This is a genomic window from Rickettsiella massiliensis 20B (genome assembly GCF_000257395.1).
Lineage (GTDB): Bacteria > Pseudomonadota > Gammaproteobacteria > Diplorickettsiales > Diplorickettsiaceae > Diplorickettsia > Diplorickettsia massiliensis.
In genome coordinates this window covers 494,650-507,151 of the sequence record NZ_AJGC01000002.1, presented here as the reverse complement: position 1 = coordinate 507,151, position 12,502 = coordinate 494,650, and the positions used below count along the sequence as shown (strand labels likewise).

Below are 12,502 nucleotides of genomic sequence, written 5' to 3'. Positions count from 1 at the left end.
GTTGGAATTCCAATCATGTCTTATCAAAAAAAGCTTGCAGATGCCCTTCGGGTACTGAGCATGGATGCGGTTCAACATGCAAAATCCGGACACCCGGGTATGCCCATGGGCATGGCCGATATTGCTACCGTACTTTGGCAGGATTTTTTACATCATCACCCTAAAAATCCACACTGGTTTAATCGAGATCGTTTCGTATTGTCTAATGGACATGGATCAATGTTGTTGTATGCACTGTTACATTTAAGTGGTTACGATCTCAGCATGGAAGATCTGCAACACTTCCGACAATGGCACTCGAAAACACCCGGTCATCCTGAGCAAGGCATGACGCCAGGTGTTGAAACCACCACCGGCCCGTTAGGACAAGGATTTGCGAATGCGGTCGGATTTGCATTGGCTGAACGCACGCTCGCCGCGCAATTTAATCAACCGAATTATCCTCTCGTCGATCACTATACCTATGTGTTTGTAGGGGATGGTTGTTTAATGGAAGGTATTTCCCATGAAGCCGCTTCTTTAGCCGGTTGCCTCGGCTTAGGTAAATTAATTGCCTTTTGGGACGATAATGGGATTTCGATTGATGGCGACGTATCCGGATGGTTCCGAGATAATACCCCTCAACGCTTTAGAGCCTACGATTGGCATGTTGTTGAAGACGTGGATGGGCATGATGCAGAAAGTATTCGCCTGGCCATTGAAACAGCACGACGTGTCACCGATAAACCCAGTCTGATTTGTTGTAAAACGCAAATTGCCTTTGGCTCACCCAATTTTGCTGGGCGTCAGGAAGCACATGGTGCGCCCCTGGGTGAAGAAGAAATTCGGCAGACCCGAGAAGCCTTAGGCTGGAGTTATCCCCCTTTTACAATTCCAGAGCCCATTTATACCGCCTGGAACACGTGTGAAAAAGGCAAGGCCTTAGAAGAGGCTTGGAATACGCAATGGCGCCGTTATCAAACGGAATATCCGACACACGCCACCGAGTTTTCGCGGCGCATTCAAGGACAACTTCCAGAAGACGGGCCTGAAAAATTTGCGCAGATTCTAGCAGAATGGCATGCTGCCCCGCCGGCGGCGATGGCTACTCGCAAAGCGTCGCAAGCGAGCTTAAATAAACTAGCGCCTTGGCTCCCTGAACTTTTAGGAGGATCGGCGGATCTCACTGAATCGAATTTAACCTTTTGGCAAGGCGCGACCGTATTAGATAAAACCCATCCAGCAGGCAATTATCTACATTATGGTGTTCGTGAATTTGCGATGTCTGCAATCAGCAATGGTCTAGCACTCCATGGTGGATTTATTCCTTATAACGGCACTTTCCTAGTCTTCAGCGATTATGCACGAAATGCCGTACGCTTAGCCGCGTTGATGAAACAACGTGTTATCTTTCTTTATAGTCATGATTCGATTGCTTTAGGCGAAGACGGTCCCACCCATCAACCGATTGAACAAATCAATAGTTTACGTATTATTCCAGGATTAACTGTATGGCGGCCAAGCGATGCAATCGAAACGTTAGTCGCATGGCAACAAGCGTTACAACAGAATGGACCGAGTTGTTTAGTATTAACCCGGCAAGCGGTTCCAACACTCCCTCGCGACAAAACCGTACTCGCTTCGATTCAACGAGGGGGTTATATTCTGTTTGAGCCGCCCACACTGCCACAAGCACTCATTATCGCCACCGGATCCGAAGTCTCACTTGCTTTACCAAGCCGCACAACAGGTTACTGACGAAGGTTTGCCTGTTCGAGTCGTCTCGATGCCTTCTGCAGAGCGTTTTGCCGAACAAAAGAAAAGCTATCAAGACAAAGTACTACCCCCTCATTTGACCCGACGCCTTGTCGTTGAAGCCGGATGTCGACATTTCTGGTATCGTTATGTCGGTCCTGAAGGAAAAGTATTAGGTATCGACCGCTTTGGTGAATCGGCTCCAGGTGAAGTCGTATTGCAAGCGTTTGGCTTCACGGTAAAACATATTATTCAAACCCTACATGATTTATTTAAATTATCTGCAAGAGGAACCGTAAAATGACCACCCCGACTCGTATTGCAATTAATGGTTATGGCCGTATTGGACGAAATATTCTCCGCGCGCTGTGTGAGCGTGCGGAGAAACAAAACTTAGAAATTGTGGCAATTAATGATTTAGGACGTCTTGATATCAACGCCCATTTAACACGCTACGATACCACGCATGGCCGTTTTTCAGGCGAGGTAAACGTTGAAGACAATCATCTTGTAATTAATGGGCGCCGAATTGAAGTATTTTCTGAACGAGATCCGGAAAATTTACCTTGGAAAAAATTAAATATTGATGTCGTCCACGAATGTACGGGACTTTTTACAACGCGTGAAAAAGCACAAAAACATCTCCATGCCGGCGCAAAAAAAGTGATTATTTCTGCTCCAGCGGGCAAAGATGTCGATGCAACGATCGTTTATGGCGTCAATCATTTAAGTTTAAAACCCAATGCATCGTGCACAACCAACTGTTTAGCGCCGATTGATGACCACGATTCATGCGTATACGAACGACCAAGTTTTATTGGATGTTCACCACAGTGATATGCATCGTGCACGTTCGGCAACTCAATCGATGATTCCAACAAAAACCGGTGCCGCCGCTGCGGTCGGTCTGGTTTTGCCCGAATTGGCTGGAAAGCTCGATGGTTTAGCGATCCGAGTCCCGACGATCAACGTCTCACTCGTGGACTTAACTTTTCGTGCCGCACGAGCTACTGATGTGACAGAAGTTAACCAAATCTTAAAACACGCTGCAAATGAAAAGCCACTCCAAGGCATCCTTAATTATAATGAACTCCCCTTGGTTTCTATTGATTATAACCACGACCCAGCCTCTTCAACCGTCGATGCAACCCAAACTCGAGTCATCGGTGATTTAGTTAAAGTCCTCGCTTGGTATGACAATGAATGGGGCTTTTCGAATCGAATGCTCGACCTAACGGCCTACTTAGCAAAAATCTCGACTTTTTAAAGCAAAATCGATCTAAATAGGCTAAAATGAGTGATGGTCGACAATAGGTATTTGCTTCAATTTATATTTTTCTGCATTGTTTCAACAATGCAGAAAAATATTGATCCTTGGTCACTTACAAACACATCAATCTTGATTTGACATATATAAAGAGAAAAGCTATGGCACGCGTTACAGTAGAAGATTGTTTAAAAAAATTTAATAACCATTTTGAATTAGTGGTTGTCGCGGCAAAACGGGCACGACAAATTGCAAAAGGTGGAGCAGCAATGGTTGATCCAGAAAATGATAAACCGACCGTCATTGCCCTTCGCGAAATTGCTCAAGGAAGATTGAACGAAGCGGCTGACGTTGCCGAATAACCCTACGCTATGGCATGCATAATAATTATTCATCATTTATCCGGAGGCGGTGTGCATGCGGCTGTTTGGCGAGCTTAAAGAAACTCTAAAAACTTATCTCTGCTCGGCACAAATCGAACGAGTCTATCAGGCCTATCAATTTGCAGCGCAAGCCCATGCCGGCCAACAACGTCAAAATGGTGATCCCTACATCACGCATCCTCTTGCAGTTGCACAAATTTTAGCGTCGATGCGTATGGATACGCAAACACTGATTGTAGCGTTATTACATGATGTCATCGAAGATACCCCAATCGAAAAAAAGGCGCTTATCGATATTTTTGGGATAGAAATTGCTGAGTTAGTTGAAGGCATGAGCAAGTTAACTCAGATTCAATTTCAAAGCCGGGCGATCGCCCAAGCTGAAAACTTTCGAAAAATGCTTCTGGCCATGGCCAAAGATATTCGGATCATTCTCATTAAACTGGCTGATCGACTCCACAATATGCGGACTTTAGATGTGGTTTCTCCCGAGAAACGACGGCGTATTGCCACAGAAACCCTCGATATCTATGCGCCGATTGCGCAACGCTTAGGCATGCATGCCATTCGTGTTGAGCTTGAGGATCTTTGCCTACGCAATTTACATCCTTGGCGTTATCGTGTCTTGCAAACGACGCTACAAAAATCAAGACGTAAGCGTCGTGGGTTAATCCATAAAATTGAATCCGAATTAGGTACTTGTTTACAAAAAAATCTGCCCTACTCGGTCAAACTGTGGCATAAGAAAAAACATTTATACCCCATTTACAAGAAAATGCGCGAAAATCACCTGACTTTTAATGAAGTGATTGATATTCCAATTTTCTGCATTGTGGTGGATGATATTGATCAATGCTATCGTGCACTCGGGGCGGTATAATCGCTATAAACCACTCCCCGATCATTTTCACGATTATATTGCGCTCCCTAAAGCCAATGGTTATCAAGCGTTACATACCACTTTATTTGGTCCCACTACTTCTATTCATATACAAATCCGAACCACACAAATGGATAATTGTGCTGAGCATGGTATTGCAAGCTACTGGTTAAATCAAAATAAAGAAAGTGAACGACCTCATCTGCGCGCACGCGAATGGCTAAAGCGGCTTTTGGATATTCAACAAACGACCTCGAGCTCATTAGAGTTTATAGAAAGTGTTAAAATCGATTTGTTTCCGACGGATATTTATATTTTCACGCCTAAAGGCGACATTATCGAGCTTCCACAAAAAGCAACGCCGATTGATTTTGCGTATGCAATTCATTCGGATATTGGTCATCATTGCACTGCGACAAAAATTGATAAGCAACTTGCTTTATTAAGTACGCCATTGCAAAGTGGACAAACGATTGAAATTATAACCGATCCTCCCCTGATTTAGGTTGGCTTGATTTTGTGGTCACCGGTCGTGCTAGAAGCCATATTCGCCAGTTTTTTAAATCAAAACAACATAATGATGCGGTTCAACTTGGACAACGCTTACTCGACAACGCATTAATTCCTTTCGGGGAAGATACCGCCCATTTACCGGTCAAACAGTTAAACAAAACATTAGCTAAATTTCAGTATGCTTCGCTAGAAGAATTATTTGATCTTGGACAAGTTCACCCGTTATCTATTGCTACATCTTTGCTTAACAACAAATCATTCATCCTTTACCTTTATTCTTAAAAAACAATGAAAATAGCTTAATGTCGTGTGCGAGCTGTTGTTTACCGATTCCAGAAGATGAAATTATCGGGGTACTCACTACAGGACAAGGGGTTTTAGTACACCGGATACGCTGTCCGAATGCAAATAAACTGTTTAAAAAAGAAAAAAATGCGTTAATCCCTCTAAAATGGGAAAAAACAGCCAATGGCTTTTTTAAAACAGAAATTTTGATTGAAACGATAAACCGAAGCGGCATGTTAGCAAAATTGACTCACTGTATTGCTAAAGCCGATACGAATATCGACAATATCCAAATCAAACCACGCGATAATATACACTGTGTCATTCACTTTATTTTATCGGTGCGCAACCGTAAACATTTAGCGCGAGTGATTCGCTTATTACGGATGATAAAACCTTTTATCAAAATTACGCGACATCAGCCCACATGGCGAGCAACAGAATAATATTCTATTAAAAAAACGTTTTCAATTTAAAAAATAAAGCCCTCTTCTATCATAGACCGAGGGACTTTTTATGGCCTATCTTCTTATCTCTAACAATAGCCTGGTTTTCACAGGTGATCAAAGATAACCATTGGTTTTCTACTTAGATGAAGCTTTACTCTCCATTTTACTAATTTTTAAAAAAGCCATTTTATTATTACTGAATCTATTCAAACATCACAAGATATTGAATTTTGTAGTAAAAGAAATAACCTCTTTTTAATATAAGGTTAGATGTATCAATAAAAACCTAGAGCTGCATCATCAATAGATACGCTTTTATAAACAAAATAGTAAGCGTTGTTATTGATAAATAACAAAAAACTACACCTAAATTCTATACCTATAAAACAAAGGAAAATTATGGAAAACTCTTCATTTAAATTGGTACTTACGAATTAAGGAAAGCAATTTATTGAGAATTTATTAAAAGACGACAAAGAAAAAATAATCGTTTCTATCGCTCTCGGGAAGCGACTTATTTATTTTTAATCAGCACAAACCTTAATACCGATAAAACACTTCTTTTAAATCGATTAACATTAACGGTTAGGTAAAAGCCATCTTTCTTATTTGGAAAGAGCGAAGCGCATTATTTACTAAACACTACGATTCCGTGACAAAAAACATCGTTACTCCTAAAGTAAAGGTAGCGGTGTTTTACAGATCAGATCTAACAAACTTCATAGAGAAAAACACTTTACAGAGCATCTCTTATTTAAACCCTTGGCTATCTTCATTACTGAATAAATAATAAGTGTTCAATCTATCTCGTGGATCTCGCTATGAATCACTAGAAAGAGGATTCTTCTTATATCGGCTGATTATCAATCAGTCGAACATCGTCTAACCAAACAGCAGCCAAACGACGCCCTTGATAATCGGCCACATAGTCAATACGAAAACCAAAATCAATTAATGACTGAACGGTTTTTTCTATTGCTTGTTTTTTTTGGAGTAACTGTGCAAAAGAAGCGGCTTTCTGTCGTTGTTGAGGTGTTAAACGTGAATTTCTTGAGCTCAACGCCAAACCATCTTCTGCACGAACCGTCGGACAACCCATAATTTCCACTTCCAGAAACAAAGCCTTTGCGAGTTTTTTTATCAGCATTAACTGTTGATAGTCTTTCTCTCCATAATACGCACGAGTCGGTTGTACTAAGTTTAAATATTTTAAAACCACGGTTAACATCCCTGAGAAGTGTCCAGGACGAAAAGCACCTTCAAAACAAGTACTCAACTCGCTTTTATCTTGTACTTGAATATCATAACCATCGATATAAATAGCAGGTTCTGAAAATAACAATAAATAATCTACTTTTTGTACCGTCAACAGTGCTTTATCCGCGGCTAATGTTCGCGGATAACTCAACAGATCTTTTGCTTCGTTAAATTGTGTAGGGTTCACAAAAATAGCGACTACCGTCAGATCATTTTCTGCTTGCGAGCGTGCACAGAGACTCAAATGGCCGGCATGGAGATGACCCATGGTATGAACAAAACCGATTCGCTGTAAGGTTAATTTCTTACGTAATGATTGCCATTGATTAACTTGCGTAACTATGTTCATCAGTCGGGAATTCTTGTTGTTGAGTTGATTGAATATACTGTTCGATACTCTCTGTAATTAATTGCGCACCAGATAGAAATTGCTTCACAAACTTAGGTTTAAAATCGAGATTTAAACCCAGCAAATCATGCCAGACGAGAATTTGACCATCGGTTGCCTGTCCGGCACCAATCCCGATGGTGGGTATCTCTAAACTTTGTGTGATCTCTGCAGCCAAAGTCGCTGGCATGCATTCTAAAACTAAGGCAAAACAACCTGCCGCTTGGAGTGCTTGCGCATCGTGTTTTAATTTTTCCGCCGCAGTCAGTGTCTTACCTTGTACTTTGTATCCCCCCTAACCCTAATACAAGCTGTGGCGTGAGGCCTAAATGCCCCATAACGGGAATACCGGACTCGACTAAATGACGAATCAACGACAAATTACCGTCGGCACCTTCTAACTTAATCGCCTGCGCACCGGCACGAATTAAACGCTGAGCCGCCAACATACTTTGTTTTTTAGATTGTCGATAACTCAAAAAGGGTAGATCACTGACGATATATTTTTCAGGCGCCCCACGACGTACCGCAGCGGTATGGAGTTCCATCATCGTCAAGGTTGCCATTAAGGTATCATTGAAACCATGCATCGTCATCGCCACGCTATCTCCCACTAAGAGCGCATCGATACGGGTTTGATTGAGTATTTTAGCAGCGCTATAATCATAGCACGTCAACATCACAATCTTTTCTTGCCGATTTTTTTTATTGCAAATGACTGATAACTCATTCGATACTTTCCTTCATTGAGGTGAACACCATCCCTGTTTTATGCATGGGTTGTTTGATCAAGCGCTTCAATGAACATCGTCCGTTTCTTGACCACTTCGTACAAAAAAGTGGTTCGATTTTAATTGAGACACTGAAGTGACGCAAGAAAAAACAAAAGTATTTTTTATCCCAAAATAAGGAGATTGCGTAGATATTGGAAAAAAATAATTCGCTACGTCTTAATTTTTAGAATACTCTGATTTAAAAAGCCTGCTTCAATTTGCTCTGTTAGAAAGTAAAAATGAACTTATGCGTATCTTAATTATCAAAATGTCCTCGATGGGGGACCTTCTCCATACGTTACCGGCCGTCAGTGATGCACGGGCCGCTATACCGAATATTCGCTTCGATTGGGTCGCTGAAGAGGCTTTTACAGAAATTCCAAGATGGCATCCACAAGTTGACCACGTCATTCCGATAGGGCTGCGTCGTTGGCGACGACAAAGCACTTGGAACGCCTCTTGCAAAGAAATACGCGACTTTATTAAAAACTTACGTCATCGACATTATGATGGCATGATTGATGCCCAAAGTTCGATCAAAAGTGCGATCGTCACCCGTCTGGCTCATGGCCCCCGTTACGGAATGGACAAACGTTCCGTACGGGAAGTCGGCGCACAGTGGGCCTATCAGAAAAAATGTTTTATACCTAAAGCACAACATGCGATTCTACGCATTCGCCAATTATTTGCGCAAGCGTTGGGTTATCCCCTGCCTGATACCGAGCCACAGTATGGAATTGATCCGAATCAATTACCTATTTGCCCGATTGCCTTACCGAAGCAATACCTGATTTTAATTCCCAATGCGAGTCGTGAGGATAAATGTTGGCCAGAAGAAAATTGGTCAACATTGATTAACGCTTATACCGGCGCATGGCCACTCCTCATTCCCTGGGGAAACGCCAACGAAAAAGCCCGTGCAGTACGTCTAAGTGCCCTCGATTCGCGTGTCATCGTATTACCCAAACTTCATAGAACTAGCACGTATTTGGCTGAATGCACGTTGTATTGTCGGTGTCGACACAGGACTCAGCCATTTAGCCGCAGCGCTCGGTATTCCGGCTATCACTTTGTATGGAAAGACCAACCCACAACGGATTGGGACACTGGGTCAAAATCAACAACATATTTCCTTTGTCTCAAGTCCCAATCGTATCCAAACAAAAGAATCTTCACTGTACCAAGTCGCACAAGCGCTCCAAACTGTGTTAAATGACTAATCGATTAACAAAGCTCAACCAATAAAATCCTAAAAAATCACTGTGCTGGGCATTTATTTCCGGAAAATAGTGCATGGAAGACGACACACCTCCTTTCAGAGCAAGAAAAGGACTGCACATTACGCAATTTTTTATGGTAGTCTGGTTATTCTAAATCGCAACGAATAATTATTCTTTATCTGCTCTATCCATAACAATGCGATTTTTCTTATTTTAGAGATTGGTTTTTAGAGTAATTTCTTTTTATGACTCCGATTCTTGAAATTGTTTTGCCGGTTCCTTTGAATCAGAGCTTTGATTATCTTGCCCCTGAACATGTACCCATTAGCGCGCTAAAAAAAGGGTTACGCGTCCTAGTTCCGTTTGGCCAACGCGAAAAAGTAGGCTTTATTGTCGGAATTCGTCAATCTTCTTGTCTTCCGGTTACGCAATTAAAACAAGTCATCACCCTCCTAGATGAAGAAGTTTTATTACCGGACCAGTTAATTCGTTTACTGGATTGGACTCATCGGTATTATCATCATCCGCTCGGCGAAGTATTTGCCCACGCGTTCCCCACTTTACTGCGCAAGGTACCCAAAAAAAACAGCGATCCGGCTTTTAAAAAAAGCGGCATGTTCAACGTCCTCGCCCTCGAATTGGACCACCCCTTTTCAAGCAAAACATACTTTAAATACCGCGCAGCATGCGGCAGTGGAAACCATTACCCAATCTTTAGGCACATTTAACCGTTTTTTATTACATGGGATTACGGGCAGTGGAAAAACGGAAGTCTATCTTGATGTCATTGCGGCCGTGCTTCAACGTCAAGAACAAGCGTTAGTTTTACTCCCTGAGATTGGCTTAACCCCACAAATGCTGCAGCGCTTTGCCGAGCGATTTTCTGCTCCGTTACTTTTATTTCATTCCAAACTCACGGAAAAACAGCGGCTCACCCATTGGCTCTGTGCTCAGCGTGGCGAAGCGGCGATTATTTTAGGGACTCGATCCGCTTTATTTACCCCGCTTTCTCGGCCTGGCGTCATCATTATTGATGAAGAACATGATGCTTCATTTAAACAACAACAAGGATTACGCTATCACGCGCAAAATATTCCGATTATTCTTGGCTCTGCCACAGCATCTTTAGAAAGTTTAGCGAATGTCGAACATCAACGCTATCATTGCTTATCCTTACCCCAACGCGCGGGGACCGCTCATCCCCCGATAATTAAGCGAATTGATTTACGTCAACAAAAAGTAGACGCGGGGTTTTCCCCGTTATTACTTGAAAGAATGAAAAATCATTTACAGCTTAACGGCCAAGTGTTGCTCTTCCTAAATCGACGCGGTTTTGCGCCTTTAACACGTTGCCTCTCCTGCGGTTGGACTGCACAATGCCCGCGTTGCGAACAAGCGCTAATTGCCCATAAAAAGCCGTTGCACTGGCAATGTCATTATTGTGGTTTTCGTACCCCTCCCTTACAAAATTGCCCTGAATGCGTGACGTCACCCTTAACGTTATTGGGCCAGGGCACACAACGTTTAGAAAATACACTACAAAAATACTTTCCTGATATTGATGTCGTTCGTCTAGACAAAGACAGCACACAACGTAAAGGTTGTTTAGAACAATTATTAAGTAAAATTCAACAAGGAGAAAAACAAATTTTAATTGGTACGCAAATGCTTGCGAAGGGACATCATTTTCCCAATGTAACCCTTGTTGGTATTTTAGAAACCGATACGGGGTTATTTAGCGCTGATTTTCGTGCCTTAGAACGAACCGGGCAATTGATTACCCAGGTAGCTGGGCGCGCTGGACGCGCCGATAAATTAGGTGAAGTCTTGATTCAAACCTATCATCCTGAGCATCCTTTATTCACACAGTTAATTACAGAAGGTTACCTGGCCTTTAGCCGACTTTTATTGGAAGAACGACGCGCTGCTCAGTTACCACCTTATGCCCATTTAGCATTGATTCAAGCGGAAGCGCTTAAAGCAGAAGAACCTCTGGATTTTTTAAGTACAATTAAAACCTTGGCTCAAACGTTAGGAAATGCAGTGACGCTCTGGGGACCAATACCTTGTTTACAGCCACGGCGAGCCGGCTATTATCGTGCCCAACTTTTGTTGCAAGCCACACATCGTGCTGCCTTGCATCACGTCCTAGCACCTTTAAGCAAACAGATTCCCAAACTTTCACAAACACGACGGGTACGTTGGTGTATCGATGTCGATCCGCTCGAAGTGATCTAACAAGCCGGACTATTCACTGCCAGTGATTTTGCTAATCCGCCCAGCGAAGTTTCTTTGTAAAGAGACATCATATCCGAGCCGGTTGCCCACATCGTCTCAATCACCTTATCGAGTGAAACACGTTTATTTTTTCCATCTTCAAGTAACGCTAAATAAGCCAACTTGATTGCTTTTTCCGCCGCCACACCATTACGCTCAATACAAGGAATTTGGACTAAGCCGGCGACCGGATCGCAGGTCATACCTAAATGATGTTCCATCGCCATTTCTGCGGCATTCTCAATTTGTTCTAAGGAACCTCCCATCACCGCCGTTAAAGCCCCCGCTGCCATGGAGCAAGCGACGCCTACCTCGCCTTGACAACCCACCTCTGCGCCCGAAATCGAGGCGTTCATTTTATATAACAAAGCAATCGCCCCCGCTGTTAATAAAAAATCGATGATCAATTGTGGTGTAGTATCTTGATGAAAACGGCGAAAATAAGTTAACACGGCCGGAATAATACCCGCCGCTCCGTTAGTCGGCGCCGTCACAATCCGCCCCCCAGCCGCATTTTCTTCGCTGACCGCCATCGCATAAACCGTTGGCCACAAAAAAGAATGATTCAAGGTAGACGACTCACTGACTTCACGTTTTTTCAACTGTTGATAAAGCGCTGGGGCACGACGTCTCACATGTAATCCCCCTGGCAATTCGCCTTCCGCGTGACAGCCTTTCTCAACGCAATCTTTCATAATATTTGCTATTTTCAAGAGGTCTGCAGCAAGGTCCCGACTCGGCATCAAGGCCTGTTCATTCGCCCACATCAATTCAGCAATACTTAGCTGATACTGTCGACATAATTCAAATAAGGTCTGCGCACTGGTAAAAGCATAAGGAATAGCTTTTTCTTGCGTGCTCGACCGACCAAAGTCGGCTTCGCGCACAATAAAACCACCACCAATCGAATAATACACTTCACTTTGCAGAGGGCTCCCTTGATGATTGAAGGCAGTAAAACGCATAGCATTGGGGTGTAAAGGTAATTCTTCTTTTTGCTGAAATAATAAATCTGTTGCGACACAAAAGTGAATTGTTTTTTGTCCGGCCAAAGATAATTGTTGAGTGTCAATAAT

Annotated in this window: 11 protein-coding genes and 3 pseudogenes; 11 read left to right on the top strand and 3 right to left on the bottom strand. The window is 42.8% G+C overall.

Going from position 1 to position 12,502, the window contains the following annotated elements:
* The first annotated feature begins 15 nt into the window (after positions 1-15).
* The 8 genes and pseudogenes from tkt (at position 16) to S3O_RS18225 (ending at position 5,508) form a co-directional block, all read left to right on the top strand.
* Entirely contained in the window at positions 16-1,737 is a 1,722-nt protein-coding gene (gene tkt, locus S3O_RS14510; RefSeq protein WP_010598662.1) for a transketolase, read from the top strand.
* Positions 1,706-2,038 carry a transketolase-like TK C-terminal-containing protein gene (locus S3O_RS20710; protein WP_010598661.1) on the top strand — a complete coding sequence of 111 codons (333 nt, stop codon included), beginning with the start codon at positions 1,706-1,708 and terminating at the stop codon, positions 2,036-2,038. The genes tkt and S3O_RS20710 overlap by 32 nt, the downstream gene beginning before the upstream one ends.
* Positions 2,035-3,001: pseudogene (gap, locus tag S3O_RS14505) on the top strand (type I glyceraldehyde-3-phosphate dehydrogenase). Before S3O_RS20710 ends, gap begins: the two are co-directional and overlap by 4 nt.
* A gap of 161 nt (positions 3,002-3,162) precedes the next feature.
* Entirely contained in the window at positions 3,163-3,363 is a 201-nt protein-coding gene (gene rpoZ, locus S3O_RS0108400) for a DNA-directed RNA polymerase subunit omega (RefSeq protein WP_010598658.1), read from the top strand.
* Positions 3,364-3,418: 55 nt separating this feature from the next.
* The gene (locus S3O_RS18240) at positions 3,419-4,264 is read left to right on the top strand and encodes an HD domain-containing protein (protein WP_010598657.1); all 846 of its coding nucleotides are present in this window, start codon (positions 3,419-3,421) and stop codon (positions 4,262-4,264) included.
* Complete coding sequence (locus S3O_RS18235) at positions 4,224-4,769, top strand: TGS domain-containing protein (protein ID WP_050816880.1); 546 nt, start codon at positions 4,224-4,226, stop codon at positions 4,767-4,769. The genes S3O_RS18240 and S3O_RS18235 overlap by 41 nt, the downstream gene beginning before the upstream one ends.
* A gap of 14 nt (positions 4,770-4,783) precedes the next feature.
* Positions 4,784-5,059 (top strand): RelA/SpoT AH/RIS domain-containing protein, encoded by a 276-nt coding sequence (locus tag S3O_RS18230; protein ID WP_010598655.1) that lies wholly within the window; start codon positions 4,784-4,786, stop codon positions 5,057-5,059.
* A gap of 20 nt (positions 5,060-5,079) precedes the next feature.
* Entirely contained in the window at positions 5,080-5,508 is a 429-nt protein-coding gene (locus tag S3O_RS18225) for an ACT domain-containing protein (protein WP_010598654.1), read from the top strand.
* Between the two features lie 850 nt (positions 5,509-6,358).
* Here the strand turns inward: S3O_RS18225 and panC are convergent.
* Positions 6,359-7,117, bottom strand: a complete 759-nt coding sequence (gene panC / locus S3O_RS0108390) for a pantoate--beta-alanine ligase (protein ID WP_010598653.1) — start codon at positions 7,115-7,117, stop codon at positions 6,359-6,361.
* A pseudogene (panB, locus tag S3O_RS14495) lies at positions 7,095-7,836 on the bottom strand (3-methyl-2-oxobutanoate hydroxymethyltransferase). The gene panC and the pseudogene panB overlap by 23 nt, the downstream one beginning before the upstream one ends.
* A 340-nt stretch (positions 7,837-8,176) precedes the next feature.
* Here panB and waaC point away from each other — a divergent pair.
* The 3 genes and pseudogenes from waaC to priA all read left to right on the top strand — a co-directional run bounded on the left by waaC (position 8,177) and on the right by priA (position 11,387).
* Positions 8,177-9,149: pseudogene (gene waaC, locus S3O_RS14490) on the top strand (lipopolysaccharide heptosyltransferase I).
* 245 nt (positions 9,150-9,394) lie between these two features.
* Entirely contained in the window at positions 9,395-9,877 is a 483-nt protein-coding gene (locus S3O_RS19010; protein ID WP_010598648.1) for a primosomal protein N' family DNA-binding protein, read from the top strand.
* Positions 9,843-11,387 carry a replication restart helicase PriA gene (gene priA / locus S3O_RS14485; protein ID WP_010598647.1) on the top strand — a complete coding sequence of 515 codons (1,545 nt, stop codon included), beginning with the start codon at positions 9,843-9,845 and terminating at the stop codon, positions 11,385-11,387. The genes S3O_RS19010 and priA overlap by 35 nt, the downstream gene beginning before the upstream one ends.
* Here priA and S3O_RS14480 read toward each other — a convergent pair.
* Positions 11,384-12,502, bottom strand: coding sequence for an L-serine ammonia-lyase (locus S3O_RS14480; RefSeq protein WP_268869471.1), 1,119 nt, complete (start codon positions 12,500-12,502; stop codon positions 11,384-11,386). The two genes, priA and S3O_RS14480, sit on opposite strands and share 4 nt — an antisense overlap.